The sequence below is a fragment of the Paracoccus zhejiangensis genome (assembly GCF_002847445.1).
In the GTDB taxonomy this organism is placed as follows: Bacteria; Pseudomonadota; Alphaproteobacteria; order Rhodobacterales; family Rhodobacteraceae; genus Paracoccus; species Paracoccus zhejiangensis.
The window spans coordinates 392,049-408,794 of the sequence record NZ_CP025430.1 but is presented as its reverse complement, the minus strand read 5'-3'; the positions used below and the strand labels follow the sequence as shown (position 1 = coordinate 408,794).

Genomic DNA, 16,746 nt, shown 5'->3' with positions numbered 1-16,746 from the left:
CCGGGTCAACCCGGTCCAAGGTTCGTCACCCCTGCCTTGCGCCTTGCGCATGGCTGGGCATTGCAACCCCCGCCGATCCGGGCACAATCCCCCGCCATGATCCGCGCCCCGAACCCTGACGAGACCCGCGCCGAACTGACCCGTTCGGGACTGAACCTGATCGGTCAGGCGCTGTCGATCTTTGACGCCGACCTGCGGCTGGCGGTGGCGAACCTGCAATACCAGGCCATGTTCGACCTGCCCGACGAGTTGACCCGGCCCGGCGCCAGCTTCGAGGCGACCATCCGCTATCTTGTCCATCGCGGCGAATACGGGCCGCAGGATGACCCCGAGGCCGCCATCGCCTTCCGCGTCAAACAGGCCGCCACCTTCGAGCCGCATTACTTCGAACGTCCGCGCGCCAATGGCCGCTGGATCGCGGTCGAGGGCGCGCCGCTTGGCGAGGGCGGCTGGATCACCGTCTATACCGACATCACCGACACCAAGCGGCAGGAATCGCTGCTGCGCGCACGCTCCGAGGAACTCAGCGAACAGGTGCTGGACCATGCCGAGCGTCTGGCCGCTGCCAACCGCGAACTGGCCGCCACCAACGCCGCTTTGCAAGAGGCGCAGCGCATCCTGACCGCCAGCGAGGCGCGCATCCGGCAGGTCACCGAGATGGTTCCGGCCCATATCGCCCATGTCGATGCCAGCTATCGCTACAGCTTCTCGAACCGCCAGCAGCCGCTGGTTTTCCCCGGCACCTCGGACCGGATCACCGGGCTGCATGTCTCGGAGGCGCTGGGGCCGCAGACCTTTGCCACGCTGAAACCCTGGCTCGACCGCGCGCTGACCGGCGAGCCGCAGGTCTTCGAGATGACGCACCAGCCCTCGGGCCGGCGCATCCGCATCGCCCTGACCCCGGACCGGACCGGACAGGGGGTCTATGTCCTCTCGACCGATGTCAGTGCCGAGGTGCAGGTCCGCGAGGCGATCAGCCATGCCGGCAAGCGCAGTCTTGCGGCGCGGCTGACCTCGGGCATGGCGCATGATTTCGGCAACCTCTTGACCATCATCCTCGGGCTGCAGGGGCGGCTGGCGGGGCTCGACCTGCCCGGAACGGCGGGCGCGGATGTACAGGCCACGCTGGCGGCGGCGCGGCGGGGGGCGCAACTGCTCAATCGCCTCGCCAGCATCAGCCTGCCGCGCGACCTGAGTTTCCAGCCGGTCAGCCTGCCGGCGCTGCTCAATGAGGTGGCGACGCTCGCGCGCCCCTCGCTGGCCGAGGGGGTGGTGCTCTCCGTCGAGTCTGCGCTGGACGATGCCCCGCTGCTGCTCGATCCCGGTGCCTTGCAGGATTCGCTTCTGAATCTGATCCTCAACGCCAATGCGGCGCTATCCGGCCCCGGCACCATCAGCCTGACCGCCCTGCCCCGTGGCGGCTGGTTGCGCATCATGGTCGAGGATAGCGGCCCCGGCTTCTCGCCCGAGGCGCTGACCCGCGCCACCGAACCCTTCTATTCCACCAAGCAGGGACAGGGGTCGGGACTGGGCCTGTCGATGGTCTATGACCAGACGAAGCTGGCCGGCGGCACCCTCAGGCTGGACAATACCGGGACCGGCGCGCGGGTGACGCTGAGCCTGCCCTTGCGCCGGGTGGCGCGGCAAATCGTTTTGCTGGTCGAGGATGACGACACCATCCGCACCGAGGTCCGCGCCATGCTGACCGGCCTCGGCCATGCGGTGATCGAGGCCGCCAGCCTGACCGAGGCGCAGGCGCTGACCGACCTGCCCGGGCTGACGTTGATCCTGTCGGACATGCAGCTTGGCGACGGTCTGGGCTTGGACCTGTCGGGCGCCGGCCTGCCCCTGGTGCTGATGACCTCGCTGCCGCCGGGCGATCCCTTGCGCGCGGGCGCAACCGCCCCGGTGCTCACCAAACCCTTCGATGCCGACCGGCTGGCGGGCGCGCTGGCGGATGCCGCTTGCCGCGCCGCCCCCGACACGCCAGAAGACCCCCATGACTGACGCGCCCCTGATCGCCATTCTGGATGACGAGCCCGAGATCCGCCGCCTCTTGTCGGGCGCGCTGGAGGAGGCGGGCTTTCGTACCGCCAGTTTCGCCCGCGCCACCGAGTTCGAGGCGGCTTTGCGCCGCATCACCCCCGAGGCCTGCCTGATCGATCTGGGCCTGCCCGACCGCGACGGGCTGGCGCTGGTGCATCGGCTGGCGCGCGAATCGGGGGCGGCGATCATCATCATCTCGGGCCGGGCGCAGGTGCAGGACCGCATCACCGGGCTGGAACTGGGCGCGGATGATTACATCATCAAGCCGTTCGAGACCGCCGAGGTGGTGGCCCGCATCCGCGCGCGGCTGCGCAAGCCCGCCGCCGCCGCCAGCCCCGAGCGCAGCGACAACCGCATCCGCTTTGCCGGCTGGACCGCCGATTTCGACAGCTACATGCTGATTGCGCCCGATGGTGCGGAAACGCCGATCAGCCATGCCGAAGCGGAACTGCTGCGCATCTTCCTGGACAGCCCGCGTCGGCTCATCACCCGCAACCAGATGCTCGAGGCGCTTGGCGGCACGGCGGGGGAAAGTTTCGACCGGGCAATGGATGTGCGCATCTCCCGCCTGCGGGGCAAGCTGGGCGAGGATCCAAAAAACCCGCGCCTGATCAAGACGATCTATGGCGCGGGTTATATCTTTCTGGCGGAACTGGGCTGAGGCGCGCGATCAGTCGCGGGCGCGAATGACCTTGGCGAACGTGTCGAAGATGGTGGCATTGGCGGCGACGATGCGGCCCGATTCCAGCACGTGATCGCCCTCGCGCAGACCTTCAGCAAAACCGCCAGCCTCACGCACCATCAGGATGCCCGCTGCGACATCCCAGGGGAAAATCCCGCGTTCCCAGTAGCCGTCGTAACGGCCGGCGGCGACATAGGCCAGATCCAGCGAGGCAGCGCCCCAGCGGCGCACGCCGGCGGTCAGCGGCATCAACCGGGCCAGGTCCTGCAGCGTCGCGGGCAACGTGCCGCGGCCGCCGAAGGGCACACCGGTGGCAAAGATCGACTCGATCATCTTCCCGCGCGAGGACACCCGCAGGCGCTGGTCGTTCATGAAGGCGCCGCCGCCCTTTTCGGCCACGAACATCTCGTCCTTGGCCGGGTCAAAGATCACCGCCGCGACGATTTCGCCCTTGTGCTCGAGCGCGATCGAGATCGCCCAATGCGGCAACCCGTGCAGGAAGTTGGTGGTGCCGTCCAGCGGATCGACGATCCAGCGACGGGTCGGATCCTCGCCCGCCTCCTCGCCGGTTTCCTCGCCCAGCCAGCCATAGTTCGGCCGCGCGCCGCGCAGTTCTTCCTTGATGATCCGCTCGGCCTCGCGGTCGGCGCGGCTGACGAAATCGCCCGCACCCTTGACGCTGACCTGCAGGTTCTCGACCTCGCGGAAATCCTTGACGAGGCTGCGGCCGGCCTTGCGGGCAGCCTTGATCATGACGTTCATATTGGCGCTGAGCATATGCGGACTCCTGTCGGGTTGCGCGCCTCTTAGGCGCATGGGGCAGGAAAGTGAAGCGGTTCGGATGGGAAGGCCCGTTACGTGCCTCAATTTTCCGGGCAGAGGGGCAGCGCCGGCCCGTGGGGTGGCATCGGAACGGTGCGCCAAAGCGGTTTATGGTGCCAAGCCCCTCTTCTGCCGGAACTCGGGACCAGCGGCACCAAAGCGCCAGCCCGGGGGCGGGCCGGCGCTGGCCCGGCGGGCTTCGCCCGCGTATCGGGCCGGGTCTGCTCCCTCAGCCCCTCAGCATTCTGACCGGCTCGGTCCGCGCCAGCCGCAACACATGGGCCATGTAGGGTTGCGACAGGTCGTCATCCCTGACCGCCGCGTAAAGCCGGCGCAGCATCCCGCCCTGCCCCAAGGGCAGCATCGCCAGTTCGGGATTGGCGGCATGGCGGCGCAGCACCCAGTCGGGCATCACCGCCACGCCCCGGCCCGAGGCGACCAGCATCAAGGCCACATCGGTCAGCTCGACCTTGCGGTGATGGGCGGGTTCGACCCCGGCGGGGGTCAGGAACTGGCTGAACACATCCAGCCGCGCCCGGTCCATCGGATAGGAGATCAGCGTCTGGTCGGCGAGATCCTCCGGCTCGACAAAGCCCTTCTCGACCAGCGGATGCCCGGCCGGCACCACCATCGTCGGCGAATAGTCGAACAGGGGCGCGAAGGTCACCTCCGGCACCTCCTCGGGGTCCGAGGAGATGACCAGATCGACCTGTTCCCGCGCGAGCGCCGGCAGCGCGCCGAAGGCGAGGCCAAGGCGGATATCCACATCGACATCCGGCCAGGTGCGGCGGAACTGGTCCAGCACCGGCAGAAGCCAGTCGAAACAGGCATGGCATTCCATCGCGATATGCAACCTCCCGACCCGGCCCATCTCGACACCCTTGAACTCGGCCTCGGTGGCGGCGACCATCGGCAGCACCTGCTCCGCCAGCCGCAGAAGCCGCATCCCGGCGGCGGAGAGCCGCATGGGCTTGGCGCGGCGCACGAAAAGCTCGACCCCGGCCTGATCCTCCAGCCCCTTGATCTGATGGGACAGCGCCGATTGGGTGATGTTCAGCACATCAGCGGCGCGGGCGAGCCCGCCCTGTTCATGGACGGCGCGGACGGTGCGCAGGTGGCGCAGTTCGAGATGCATGGTGTTGAGCCGATTTCATGACAATCTTGAGAAACATGAATTTGTCTCACGTCGCCGCGCATGGCACAAGGGCCTCAAGAAAAGGGAATCGCCATGACCACGCCGACTATCACCACTGCCCCGAAGATCAGCTTCGAATTCTTCCCGCCGAAAACGCTCGAGGCGTCTTTCGCGCTGTGGGAAACGGCGCGGGCGCTGGCACCGATGGAACCCGATTTCGTCTCGGTCACCTATGGCGCCGGCGGCACCACCCGGCAGCTGACCCATGAGGCGGTGACCACCATCCAGAAAAACTACGGCGTGACGGTGGCCGCGCATCTGACCTGCGTCGATGCCTCGCGCGAGGAAACGCTGGCCATCGTGCAATCCTATGCCGATGCCGGCGTGCGCGAAATCGTGGCGCTGCGCGGCGATGCACCGAAGGGTGCCGACCGCTTCACCCCGCATCCCGAGGGTTTTGCCAATTCGATCGAGCTGATCGAGGCGATCGCGGCGCGGGGCGACATGACCATCCGCGTCGGCGCCTATCCCGAGCCGCATCCCGACACGCAGGGCGGCACCGATGCCGACGTGGCCTGGCTGAAGCGCAAGATCGATGCCGGGGCCACCAGCGCCATCACCCAGTTCTTCTTCGAGGCCGAGACCTTCTTCCGCTTCCGCGACAAATGCGAGAAGGCCGGCATCACCGCCCCGATCATCCCCGGCATCCTGCCGATCCAGAGCTGGGCCGGTGCAAAACGGTTTGCAGCCATGTGCGGCACCTCGGTCCCGCAATGGGCCGACGACGCCTTCACCGCCGCCGCCCGCGATGGCGAGGGCCGCGAGGCGCTGCTGGCCACGGCGGTCTGCACCGAACTGTGCGACAACCTGCTGAAAGGCGGCGTCGACCGGCTGCATTTTTACACGCTGAACCGCCCGGGCCTGACCCGCGACGTCTGCGCCGCACTGGGCATCCAGCCGGTGCGCGAGCTGAAGGCGGTGGCGTAAGGCCGAGGGCCTGACAGCATGATACGGGCGGTCGCTCAAGGGCGGCCGCCTTTCTCATGGCGGATCGAGGGCCGGACGAGGGCCAGCGTCCGCCCGGGGGGCGGTCGGACGCTGGCCCGGCGCGCTTCGCGCTCGATTCCGGGCCAGGTCTGCTGATCCGCGCTCGCGTATTTCAGGCCGGCTTGCCCTCGTCCATCGACGGCAGGTCCGGCAGCACCGGCAACTCCACGCTCTCGGGCGTGGCGCGGCGCAGGCGGCGGCGTTTGGGCGCGGCGAACTGCGCCAGATGCCGGGTCAGGATCGCCGGGCCGGGATAGGGCAGCGGCACGGACGGATGCAGCGTCTCGGTCGCCTCGCGGCCGGCCAGACGCGGCGCGCGGGCGAGGAAGGCCTTGCCCCAGCGCCGCCAGTTGCCGATCGAGGGCGCGGTGGCATCGGTGGGGAAATGCCGCCGCCAGCCCTCGGGAAGCGGCAGACCCACGGCCTCGGCCCGTTCCATCATCCAGACGAGCGGGATATTGGCCAGTGGCCGGGCGAACTCCAGCCCCGACAATTGCCCGCCGATATCGGCATGGGCGCCCTTGAACCAGACCTGCTCGATCCGCCCGGCATCGCTGGCATCGTCCCAGAGGATCGGCGCGAAGGCCGCCCGGGTCTCGTCCAGCGCCAGCGCCTGAAAGCCGAAATCGACATGCGCGCCCAGATGCGCGTCGTGGAAGCGGTGGCGCGGCTCGCTGAGCATCCACAGCATCGGCAGGCGGATGCCAAGAGCCATCACCGTGTCGAAACAGCCGACCATGCGGATCTGCACATGGTCATGGCAGCGGCTGCGCCGGAACGCCTCGAGCGATTGCGGATTGCCGCCGCCCTGGTAATAGCGCCAGGCCAGCCGGATATGCCGCTCGGTCGCGTGGCGGTCGCGCAGAAGGCCGATCCGCCCGATCATCCCCGCAAGGCTGCGCACGGCGAATGCCCCGCGTGAATAGCCCAGCAGGTAGACGGGATCGCCGGGCGCATAGCCCGAGGCCAGCCAGCCATAGGCCTGAGTGATGCGCAACTCCATCCCACGCCCCGACGCCAGTTCCGGCAGCATCCGCCAATTGTCCAGTTGCTGACCGGCGGCGTAATGCAGTCGCAATCGGCCCGCATCGGGGGGCAGATGCCCCAGCCGACCACGCAGGGCGGCATAGATACGGCCGATCGCGCTGCGGCGACCTTCGGTCAGGGACGCGAAGGTGCCGTCGATCAGGATGACATGGGTGACGGGGGGCCGTCGGGGGGCAAGCGGTTGGGGGGCAAGGGGTTGCACGGGGAACACTCGGAAAGCTGGACTGAATGGTCAACAAATCCAGCGTAACACGAGTCGGTCAAAAATCTATCACGCGAGTGACATTACCGTTGCGTGACTCATCAGACCGAAGCCGTTGAAGCGCGTATTCGTCACCGTCGAATAGGCACCGATGCCGTGGACGATGACGTAATCGCCTTCTGCAATATCCTCGGGCAAAGTCAGCTCGCCCGGCAGGCGATCGACCGAATCACAGGTCGGGCCGAAGATCACCCGGCTCTGCGGATCGCCCTCGCGCAGCTTGCCCTGCGGGGTCAGCACCTGCAGCCGGTCGATATTGCCGATGATCGGCAGTTCCGCCAGCCCGCCATAGACGCCATCATTCAGGAAGACGCTGCTGCCGTCGCGCAGCGCCTTCACCCGGGTGATCAGCGCATAGGCATCGGCGCAGAGACCCCGGCCCGGCTCGCAGACGAGATCGGGGCGGTCGTCGCCAAAGGTCTCGGCAACGGTCTCGCCGATCTCGGTGAAGATCGCTTCCAGGTCGGGCTCGACGCCCACCACGCGATGCGAGGGGAAGCCGCCGCCGACGTTCAGCCGCTTGGCCTTCACCCCGGCCATTTCGCAGATCTCGCCCGCGACCCGGATATAGCTTTCCCAGGCAATCGGGTCGGTGCATTGCGTCCCCGGATGGAAGGTCAGCGAGGGGGTATAGCCACGCGCCGCGACCGCCGCCAGCAGCTCGGCCGCCAGTTCCGGCGTAGCGCCGAATTTCGAGCCGAAGTCATAGGCCGCGCCCAGCACCGGCAGCTTGAAGCGGGGCGATATCTCGACCGGGCCGTGATCGGTTTCGGTCGGCACGCGGGCGAACAGCTTGTCCAGTTCCGAACGGCTGTCGACCGACCAGGCACGGATGCCGGCACCGACCGCGTGGTCGATTTCCCATCCGGCGCGCACCGGGTTGTGGTAATGCCGCGCGGCGGCCGGGGACATCCTGCCGATCAGGTCGATCTCGAAGGGCGAGGCCACGTCGAAACCCTTGATCCCTGCCGCCAGCAGGTTCTGGATCACCACCTCTTCGGGGTTCGACTTGACCGCATAGGTCACCAGCCCGGGAAAACCCGCGACAAAGCGCCGGGCGGTTTCCTGCAGGGCCGACGGCGCGAAGGCCATCACCGGGTGATCCGGCTTCATATGCCGGATGATGTCGGCGGGATTATCCCAGACGGTCTTGTTCTGTCCCATTGGTGGCCTTTCCTTCTGTTCGTCCCGCAACCAAGAATGGCGCATATAGGTTCCGATTTCACCGATGAATATGGTAGAATTGTGTCACGCTTCGGTTATTTTGACGAACCACCCAGCAGACTGAGGGATTCATGGACGATCTGGACCGAAGCATCATCACCCAGCTGTCGCAGGACGCGCGCATCTCGGTCGCGGTGCTGTCGCGACGGCTGAAAGTGGCGCGTTCGACCGTCCAGGCGCGGCTGGAACGGCTGGAAAGCTCGGGCGCCATCGCCGGCTATACCGTGCGCTTGGGCGAATCGGCCCGTGCCACTCGCATCCGCGCCACGGTGCTGCTGGTGATCGAGCCGCGCTCGCTGGCGGCGATCCTCGCCCGGCTGAAGACCCTGCCCGAGGTCGAGCGCATCCACACCACCAGCGGCCGCGTCGACCTGGCGCTGCAACTGGCCGCGCCCTCGACCAGCGCGCTGGATGACGTGCTGGACCGGATCGGCGGGTTCGACGGGGTGCGGTCTTCGGAAAGCCTGATTCATCTCTCGACCAAACTCGACCGGGCGGTCTGAGGCCCGGATAGGGACGGCCCCGCCCGGAGGGGCGAGGCCGTTGCGATCTTTCTTGGCAAAGCTGCCGGTCAGCGCAGACCGATCAGCCCCATGTTTTCCAGCGTCAGCAGCACCTGGTGCGCGGCATTGTCCACGTCGATCTCGGTGGTGTCGACGCGCAGTTCGGGCTTTTGCGGTTCTTCATAGGGGTCCGAGATCCCGGTGAATTCCTTGATCTTGCCCTCGCGCGCCAGCTTGTAGAGACCCTTGCGGTCACGGCGCTCGCATTCCTCGATCGGGGTCGAGACATGCACCTCGGCAAAGGCGCCGTATTGCTCGACCATCTCGCGAACGGCGCGGCGGGTCGCGGTATAGGGTGCGATCGGCGCGCAGATGGCGATGCCGCCGTTCTTGGTGATCTCGGAAGCGACATAGCCGATGCGCTTGATGTTGATGTCGCGGTGTTCCTTACTGAACCCCAGCTCGCTCGACAGGTGTTTGCGCACCACGTCGCCATCGAGCAGCGTCACCGGACGGCCGCCCATCTCCATCAGCTTGACCATTAGCGCGTTGGCGACGGTGGACTTGCCCGAGCCCGAGAGGCCGGTGAAGAAGACGGTGAAGCCCTGGCGCGCCCGCGGCGGCGAGGTGCGGCGCAGCTGGGTCACCACTTCGGGGAAGCTGAACCATTCGGGGATGTCCAGGCCCTCGCGCAGGCGGCGGCGCAGTTCGGTGCCGCTGATATCCAGCACAGTGCCGCCCTCGGGCACCTCGTTCACCGGGTAATATTGCGCCTTTTCCTGCACATAGACCATGTGCTTGAAGTCGACCATCTGGACGCCGATTTCGTCCTCGTGCTTCTTGAACAGCTCTTGCGCGTCATAGGGGCCATAGAAGTCGACGCCCTTGCTGTTCTTGCCGGGGCCAGCATGGTCGCGGCCGACGATGAAATGGGTGGCGCCGTGGTTGCGGCGGATGATGCCGTGCCAGACCGCCTCGCGCGGGCCGGCCATGCGCATGGCGAGGTTCAGAAGCGACAGCGAGGTGGTAGCCGCCGGGTACTTGTCCAGCACCGCCTCGTAGCAGCGGACGCGGGTGAAATGGTCCACGTCGCCGGGCTTGGTCATGCCGACGACCGGGTGGATCAGCAGGTTGGCCTGCGCCTCGCGCGCGGCGCGGAAGGTCAGTTCCTGGTGGGCGCGGTGCAGCGGGTTGCGGGTCTGGAACACCACGACCTTGCGCCAGCCGAGCTTCTTGAACTGGGCGCGCAATTCGTTGGGCGTATCGCGACGGCCACGGAAATCGTAATGCGTCGGCGCCTGCAGGCCCTTCACCGGGCCACCGAGATAGACTGGGCCGGCCACGTTGTGTAGGTAGTTGATCGCCGGATGGGCCAGGTCATCGGCACCGGCGCCAAATACCTTCTCCGCCTCGAGCTTCTTGTTCGGCAACCATTTGTCGGTCACCGACATGATCGCCAGGATGACGCCTTCCTGGTCGCGCAGCGCGATGTCGGTGCCGGGCTCCAGCCCCTCGGCGAATTTCTCGCTGACATCGAGGTTGATCGGCATCGGCCAGAGCGAGCCGTCGCTCAGCCGCATGTCATTCACGACGCCGTTGTAATCGGCCTCGGTCAGAAAGCCTTTCAGCGGGTAGAAGCCGCCGTTCATCAGCAGTTCGAGGTCGCAGATCTGGCGCGGGGTCAGATCCCAGCTGGGCATGTTGCCCGCCTCGTCTTTCAGCGCCGCGGCGGCGTCGGGCGAGACATAGAGTTCGGGAATCGGGGCTTGGTTGGCTTGGGTCATGGTTGAGCTCGGATCATCCAGAGAAATCGGCAGGCGCCAGAGGGGCGCGGGATCGCGGCGGACCTATACCCGTCGGGTCTGACAATCAACCAAGCGCGGCGTGAATCCGCCGCCCATTGCTGCGTTGCAGCATGATCCGGGAAGAATGGCTGAACCGGGTCTTGGGCCTTTCGGGTGGACCGGGTTCCATGCCGCCCGGCCTCCATGCGGCAATCATTTGCGCAGGCCGTCGATTTGCAGAACGGGATTTTTTTCTCTGCAACGGGGCATGGGCAGGTCAGAGAAGGACCGGCTTCCGGTCGCCCGCGGCAAAACGGCGCAGCACCTCGGGATAGAGCCGGTGTTCCTGAACCAGCACCCGCGCCGCCAGCGTGTCGGGCGTTTCGCCCGGCAGCACCGGCACCCGCGCCTGCCCGAGGATCGGACCGGCATCCAGATCGGCGGTCACCTCGTGCACCGTCGCGCCCGCCTCGGCATCGCCGGCCTCGATGGCGCGGGCATGGGTGTGCAGGCCCGGATATTTCGGTAGCAGCGAGGGGTGGATGTTCAGCATCCGGCCAGCAAAGCGGCGGGTGAAGTCCGGCGTCAGGATGCGCATGAAGCCGGCAAGGCAGATGATGTCGGGCTCGGCGGCCAAGAGCGGCTCGAGCAGCGCTGCCTCGAACTCTGTCCGGCTGGCAAATGCGCGGTGATCGATGGCAACAGTCGGCACGCCCTGCGCGGCGGCCTTGGCCAGACCGCTGGCAGCGGGATCGTTCGAACCGACCAGCACCGGCCGCGCGGGATGATCGCCCGCCATGCTGTCCAACAGGCGCAGCATGTTCGAGCCGCCACCCGAGATCAGGATGGCGACGCGTTTCACGCCAGCGTGCCGGAATAGCGCACGCCGCGCCCCTCGGTCACCGTGCCAAGGCGATGGACGGTCTCGCCCTCGGCCTCGAGCAGCGTGGTCAGCGCATCGGCGCGGTCGGCGGCGACCGACAGGATCATGCCGATGCCCGAGTTGAAGGTCTTCAGCATCTCGGCCTCGGCAATGCCGCCGGATTTCTGCAACCAGCGGAAGACCGGCGGCAGCGACCAGGCGCCCAGATCGATCTCGGCGCCCAGATCCTTCGGCAGGACGCGCGGCAGGTTCTCGGTGATGCCGCCGCCGGTGATATGGGCCGCGGCATGAACGCCGCCGGCACGGATCGCCGACAGCACCGGCTTGACGTAAAGCCGCGTCGGCACCAGGAGGCCACGCCCCAGCGTGCCCTCGCCGAAGGGGCTGGGCGAATCCCAGTCCATCCCCGCCGCCTCGGCCACGTGCCGCACCAGCGAGAAGCCGTTGGAATGGACCCCGTCCGAGGCGAGGCCCAGCAGCACATCGCCATCGACGACGCCGGCCGGCAGGACCGAACCGCGCTCCATCGCGCCGACGGCAAAGCCCGCGAGGTCGAAATCGCCCTTGGCGTACATGCCGGGCATTTCCGCCGTTTCGCCGCCGATCAGCGCGCAGCCCGAACCGGCACAGCCCTTGGCGATGCCCTCGATCACCCGCGCGCCCTCGTCGACCGACAGCTTGCCCGTGGCGAAATAGTCGAGGAAGAACAACGGCTCCGCCCCCTGGCAGACGAGATCGTTGACGCACATGGCGACCAGGTCGATGCCCACGCCGTCCAGATGGCCCGTATCGATGGCGATGCGCAGCTTGGTGCCGACGCCATCGGTCGCCGCGACCAGAACCGGGTCCTGAAAGCCCGCCGCGCGCGGATCGAACAGCGCACCGAAGCCGCCAAGGCCATCGACCACCCCCGGCCGCTGGGTCGAGGCCGCCGCCGGCTTGATCCGCTCGACCAGCGCATTGCCGGCATCGATGTCGACGCCAGCCTCGGCATAGGTCAGACCGTTGGGTTTATCGCTCATGTCGCCGCCCTCGCTTGGATGGCGTCCCCATAGCGGAAGCCGGCGGGCGGGGCAACGGATTGTCGGAGCCCATTCCCGGCCCCATGGTCAGGGACCGGGTCGCGGGCATCACCCTACCCTTCGTCGGCAGCCATCTTCGCGCGGATCTCGGCTACGGTGGCGGTCAGCCCGGCCTGCGGCACGCCGCGCAGCAGCTCGTCGCCGATGACGAAGGTCGGCGTGCCCTGGATCGCCATCTTCTCGCCCAACTGGCGATTGGCGCGCAGCACCTCGCTGACCGCGTCGGAATTCATCGCCGCCAGCACCTTCTCGGCGTCGACGCCGATATCCTCGGCCACCTTGGTCAGCGCCTCGAGCGTCGCGCCGCTGCGCAGGGTGATCAACTCTTCATGCGCCTTCACATAGGCCTCGTCCCCGGCGATCTGCTTCACCGCCACGGCAAAGCGGGCCGAGGTGTCGCTGTCCTGCCCGAGGATCGGGAAATCCTTCACGATGAAGCGGATATTGCCATCGGCCTCGACCAAGTCCTGAACCTCCTGGTCGAACTGCCGGCAGACGCCGCAGCGATAGTCGATGAACTCGACCACGGTCAGGTCGCCATCGGGATTGCCGCCGACCCAGCTGTGGCCGTCCTCGAACAGCTCGTCCTGGAACTGGCTGACCAGAAGCTTGTCGTTCTGCGCCGAATCCGCCGCCCGGCGTTCCTCGAGCACGTTGATCGACTCGATCAGCACCTCGGGATTGGCCATCAGGTATTCGCGCACGGCCACGCCGAAGGCCGCCTTCTCGTCCTCGGTCATGGCGCTGATGTCAAAGGCCATGACCGGCGTGGCGGTCAGCAACAGGGCGGCGATCAGGCGTTTCATCGGGCATCCTTTTTTCGTGTCGCGCGCCAGAATACGCCCCGGACCCTGAATGACAAGGACACGGCTGTGTGATCGCGCCGACGCCGTCGCTTCTTCCTCGTCCAAATATCCATGCCGCCCGTGCCGTCCTCGCGGCCCGAAAAGGGTGGAGCCGCCGCCCCGCCCGCGCTAGAACACCGGGCAAAGAAAAAGACCGAAGGCCGGGCAGATGAGACAGTCGCAACGCGGGCAGGTGGACCCGTTCATCGTCATGGACGTGATGGAGGCCGCGCGCCGGGCGGAAGCGGCGGGCCGCAGCATCATCCATATGGAGGTGGGCCAGCCCGGCACCCCTGCCCCCGCTGGCGCCCGCGCGGCATTGGCACGCGCGCTGGAACAGCCGCTCGGCTATACCGTGGCGCTTGGTCTGCCGGAGTTGAGGCAGGGCATCGCGGCGCTCTATCAGCGTTGGTACGGGGTCGATCTGGACCCGGCGCGGGTTGTGGTGACGCCGGGCTCCTCCGGGGCCTTCATCCTCGCCTTCTCGGCGCTTTTCGATGCCGGCGACCGGGTGGCACTGGGGGCGCCGGGCTATCCCAGCTATCGCCAGATCATGCGGGCCATGTCGCTGGAGCCGGTGGGCATTCCGACCACGCTGGAGAACCGCTTCCAGCCCCGCCCCGAGGATATTCCCGAGGGCGTTGAGGGGCTGATGCTGGCCTCGCCCGGCAATCCCTCGGGCACCATGCTGACGCTGGACCAGCTGCGCGGGTTGATCGGCGCGGCACAGGCGCAGGGCACGGCGGTGATCTCGGACGAGATCTATCACGGGCTCTCCTATGGCGAGCGGGCGCATTCGGCGCTCGAGGTCAGCGATGATGTCTTCGTCATCAATTCCTTCAGCAAGTATTTCAGCATGACAGGCTGGCGCGTCGGCTGGATGGTGGTGCCGGAAACCCATCTGCGCACGGTCGAGCGGCTGGCGCAGAACCTGTTCATCTGCCCGCCCCATGCCAGCCAGGTTGCCGCGCTTGCGGCGCTGGACTGCACCGGGGAGGCCGATGCCAATCTTGCCACCTATGCCGAGAACCGCCGGCTGATGCTGGAAGGCCTGCCCAAGGCCGGGTTCGACCGCATCGCGCCACCCGACGGCGCCTTCTACATCTATGCCGATGTTTCGGCCCTGACCGATGACAGCGTGGCTTTTGCCGCCGAGATCCTCGACAAGGCCGGGGTCGCCGTCACCCCCGGCGTCGATTTCGATGCCGAGCGTGGGCGGACCATGCTGCGCTTTTCCTATGCCCGCGCGACGGCGGAGATCGCCGAAGGACTGGCGCGGCTGCAACGCTTCATGGCGGCGCGGTGAGGCTGATGCTGCGCATCGCGGCGCTGCTGCTGGCGCTCTTTGCCCCCCTTGCGGCCACGGCGCAGGACCAGGCCCTGCTGGATCTCGGCGCCTCGGCCCTGACCGCCGAGGGGCGCGACCGGGGTCGGCCGCGACCGATGGAATTGCGCCTGACGCTCAGCGAGCCGGTGCCTTACCGGGTCTTCCTGCTCGACGGTCCGCCACGGCTGGTCGTCGACATGAAGGGCTTCGATTTCGGCGAGGCGCAGCCCCAGCAGCTGTTCGGGGCCGATCTGGTGCCGGCGATCCGCTGGGGCCGTTTCCAGCGCGGCTGGTCGCGGCTGGTGGCGGAACTGCCCGGTCCCTATGCGGTCACCCAAAGCGCGCTCTCGACCAAGGCGATGCAGCCGGTGCTGCGCGTCGCGCTGAAGCCGGTCAAGCAGGAGGAATTCCGCCCCCGCGCCAGCGCCGCCGCCGCTTTGCGCAACCTGCCCGAGCCGGTTGCGCCGGTGGTCAAGCCCGAGGCGCTGGCCGATGACCGGCTGATCGTCGCCATCGATCCCGGCCACGGCGGCATCGATCCGGGTGCGCTGGCCGATGGCCATTCCGAGGCCGAGATCGTGCTGACCGTGGCCCTGGCCGCACGCGACGCGCTGGAACGCATCGGCATCGGCGTGGTGCTGACCCGCAGCGATGACAGCTTCATGGGGCTGGAATCGCGGATGACGGCGGCGCGGCTGGCGGGCGCCGACCTGTTCCTGTCGCTGCATGCCGATGCCCTGCCCGAGGGCGAGGCGGCGGGTGCGACCATCTATACCTGGGACGAAACCGCCAATGACGCGGCGGCGCAGCTTCTGGCGCAGCGGCACGAGCGCGATGACCTGCTGGCGGGCATGGACCTGACCGGCACCGACGACGCGCTGGCCGGCGTGCTGATGGACCTGGCGCGCACCGAGACTCAGCCCCGGTCCGAGAATTTCGCCAAGTTCCTCGCCTCGCGCATGGCGCTGGCCGGGATCGAGATGCACCGCCGCCCGGTCAAGGGCGCGCGCTTCTCGGTGCTGAAATCGCCCGACATTCCCTCGGTGCTGCTGGAACTGGGTTTTCTCACCGATCCCACCGACCGCCAGCACCTGACCGACCCGGTCTGGCGCGGGCGCATGGTCAATGCGCTGGTCGCGGCGATCAATGGCTGGGCGCGGGACGAGGGCGCGCGGGCGGTGCTACTCAGGCAGTAAACCCGAGCCCGGCCAGTGCCGCCGCCAGCCCGGCGCGGGGCAGCATCACCAGCATCGGTCCCGTCATGGTCAGGCGCACGGGTCCGGTCACGCGGTTCGAGGTGCCGCTGGCACCCGCCGGTGCAAAATCCAGCCCGTCGATCGGCCATTCGAGGCCATGGCTGGTGCCTTGCGAGGGACCCATGGGGAACAGCGACAGACGTGATCCGATGGGCAGGTCCAGCGACAGCGCGGGCGGGCAGAGAAAGACGACGTCCTCGGCGGCGATCAGGAGGACATTCGGCGCGGGCAGCCGCGCCATCACGTTCAGCGCCGCCAGCGTGTGATCCAGACGCCGCCCGGCGAAACCCACGGCGATGACGAAGGGCGCCTCGATCCGGGTCAGGCATTTCTCGAAATCGGTGCTGTCCTGTTCGGCGACGCGGTAGAGCGCACCGGGCGGCAGCAGGTCGCGCGCGGCTTCGGAGAGGCTGTCGAAATCCCCGATCACCGCCGAGGGGCGATGTCCCAGCTCCAGCGCCTCGTCGGCGCCGCTATCGGCGGCGACCAGCAAGGGCGCGAGCGCCAGCGCCTGTTCCAGATCGCGCTCCGACACCGCGCCGCCCCCGATCAGGGTGACGCCGCCCGCCGAGGTCACGACCGGCGCGGTCACTCACCCTTCCCGATGCCGGAAAAGATGCGCTTGAACGGCAGGATCCAGATGATGCCCAAGACCACGATCACCAGCAGCTCGACCAGAATCGGCAGGCGGCCATAGCGGTCGCCCAGCCAGCCGAGGATCATCCAGGCGATGGCGATATAGCCCGGCAGGCCGATCACCAAGAGCAACAGCGACAGGCGCTTGCGGGTCTTCAGGTCCAT

At 67.6% G+C, this 16,746-nt stretch carries 16 protein-coding genes; 6 read left to right on the top strand and 10 right to left on the bottom strand.

Annotated features, from left to right (window positions below; translation table 11 throughout):
* Window positions 1-96: 96 nt before the first annotated feature.
* The gene (locus CX676_RS02055; RefSeq protein WP_101751132.1) at window positions 97-2,007 is read left to right on the top strand and encodes a hybrid sensor histidine kinase/response regulator; all 1,911 of its coding nucleotides are present in this window, start codon (window positions 97-99) and stop codon (window positions 2,005-2,007) included.
* Window positions 2,000-2,707: a response regulator transcription factor gene (locus CX676_RS02050; protein WP_101754083.1), complete on the top strand. Its 708-nt coding sequence runs from the start codon at window positions 2,000-2,002 to the stop codon at window positions 2,705-2,707. The genes CX676_RS02055 and CX676_RS02050 overlap by 8 nt, the downstream gene beginning before the upstream one ends.
* A gap of 9 nt (window positions 2,708-2,716) precedes the next feature.
* Here the strand turns inward: CX676_RS02050 and CX676_RS02045 are convergent, their stop codons facing one another.
* Together CX676_RS02045 and CX676_RS02040 are read right to left on the bottom strand one after the other, a co-directional pair.
* Window positions 2,717-3,505 carry an inositol monophosphatase family protein gene (locus CX676_RS02045; RefSeq protein WP_101751131.1) on the bottom strand — a complete coding sequence of 263 codons (789 nt, stop codon included), beginning with the start codon at window positions 3,503-3,505 and terminating at the stop codon, window positions 2,717-2,719.
* A gap of 274 nt (window positions 3,506-3,779) precedes the next feature.
* Window positions 3,780-4,685 (bottom strand): LysR family transcriptional regulator, encoded by a 906-nt coding sequence (locus CX676_RS02040; RefSeq protein ID WP_101751130.1) that lies wholly within the window; start codon window positions 4,683-4,685, stop codon window positions 3,780-3,782.
* Window positions 4,686-4,778: 93 nt separating this feature from the next.
* Here CX676_RS02040 and metF point away from each other — a divergent pair, with 93 nt between their 5' ends.
* Window positions 4,779-5,672, top strand: coding sequence for a methylenetetrahydrofolate reductase [NAD(P)H] (gene metF, locus CX676_RS02035; RefSeq protein ID WP_101751129.1), 894 nt, complete (start codon window positions 4,779-4,781; stop codon window positions 5,670-5,672).
* A gap of 172 nt (window positions 5,673-5,844) precedes the next feature.
* On the opposite strand, the gene CX676_RS02030 is transcribed toward metF, so the two are convergent.
* Window positions 5,845-6,981: a DUF2235 domain-containing protein gene (locus CX676_RS02030; RefSeq protein ID WP_232816559.1), complete on the bottom strand. Its 1,137-nt coding sequence runs from the start codon at window positions 6,979-6,981 to the stop codon at window positions 5,845-5,847.
* A 69-nt stretch (window positions 6,982-7,050) separates the two neighbouring features.
* On the bottom strand, window positions 7,051-8,205 hold the full coding sequence (locus CX676_RS02025; RefSeq protein ID WP_101751128.1) for a type III PLP-dependent enzyme domain-containing protein: 1,155 nt from the start codon (window positions 8,203-8,205) through the stop codon (window positions 7,051-7,053).
* A 131-nt stretch (window positions 8,206-8,336) separates the two neighbouring features.
* Between CX676_RS02025 and CX676_RS02020 the strand changes: the two genes are divergently transcribed.
* The gene (locus tag CX676_RS02020; protein WP_101751127.1) at window positions 8,337-8,768 is read left to right on the top strand and encodes an Lrp/AsnC family transcriptional regulator; all 432 of its coding nucleotides are present in this window, start codon (window positions 8,337-8,339) and stop codon (window positions 8,766-8,768) included.
* Between the two features lie 68 nt (window positions 8,769-8,836).
* Here CX676_RS02020 and CX676_RS02015 read toward each other — a convergent pair whose 3' ends face one another.
* From CX676_RS02015 to CX676_RS02000, 4 genes are all read right to left on the bottom strand, one after another.
* A complete protein-coding gene (locus CX676_RS02015) occupies window positions 8,837-10,552 on the bottom strand; it encodes a bifunctional sulfate adenylyltransferase/adenylylsulfate kinase (RefSeq protein WP_101751126.1) in 1,716 nt (571 codons plus the stop codon).
* 277 nt (window positions 10,553-10,829) lie between these two features.
* A complete protein-coding gene (purN, locus tag CX676_RS02010) occupies window positions 10,830-11,414 on the bottom strand; it encodes a phosphoribosylglycinamide formyltransferase (protein WP_101751125.1) in 585 nt (194 codons plus the stop codon).
* The gene (gene purM, locus CX676_RS02005) at window positions 11,411-12,457 is read right to left on the bottom strand and encodes a phosphoribosylformylglycinamidine cyclo-ligase (RefSeq protein ID WP_101751124.1); all 1,047 of its coding nucleotides are present in this window, start codon (window positions 12,455-12,457) and stop codon (window positions 11,411-11,413) included. The genes purN and purM overlap by 4 nt, the downstream gene beginning before the upstream one ends.
* 113 nt (window positions 12,458-12,570) lie before the next feature.
* Window positions 12,571-13,323 carry a DsbA family protein gene (locus tag CX676_RS02000; RefSeq protein ID WP_101751123.1) on the bottom strand — a complete coding sequence of 251 codons (753 nt, stop codon included), beginning with the start codon at window positions 13,321-13,323 and terminating at the stop codon, window positions 12,571-12,573.
* 208 nt (window positions 13,324-13,531) lie between these two features.
* Between CX676_RS02000 and CX676_RS01995 the strand changes: the two genes are divergently transcribed.
* The gene (locus tag CX676_RS01995) at window positions 13,532-14,668 is read left to right on the top strand and encodes a pyridoxal phosphate-dependent aminotransferase (RefSeq protein WP_101751122.1); all 1,137 of its coding nucleotides are present in this window, start codon (window positions 13,532-13,534) and stop codon (window positions 14,666-14,668) included.
* 5 nt (window positions 14,669-14,673) lie between these two features.
* A complete protein-coding gene (locus tag CX676_RS01990; protein ID WP_101751121.1) occupies window positions 14,674-15,885 on the top strand; it encodes an N-acetylmuramoyl-L-alanine amidase in 1,212 nt (403 codons plus the stop codon).
* On the opposite strand, the gene CX676_RS01985 is transcribed toward CX676_RS01990, so the two are convergent.
* Both CX676_RS01985 and CX676_RS01980 read right to left on the bottom strand, forming a co-directional pair.
* A complete protein-coding gene (locus CX676_RS01985) occupies window positions 15,875-16,537 on the bottom strand; it encodes a thiamine diphosphokinase (protein WP_101751120.1) in 663 nt (220 codons plus the stop codon). The two genes, CX676_RS01990 and CX676_RS01985, sit on opposite strands and share 11 nt — an antisense overlap.
* The gene (locus CX676_RS01980) at window positions 16,534-16,746 is read right to left on the bottom strand and encodes a DUF2842 domain-containing protein (RefSeq protein ID WP_101751119.1); all 213 of its coding nucleotides are present in this window, start codon (window positions 16,744-16,746) and stop codon (window positions 16,534-16,536) included. Before CX676_RS01980 ends, CX676_RS01985 begins: the two co-directional genes overlap by 4 nt.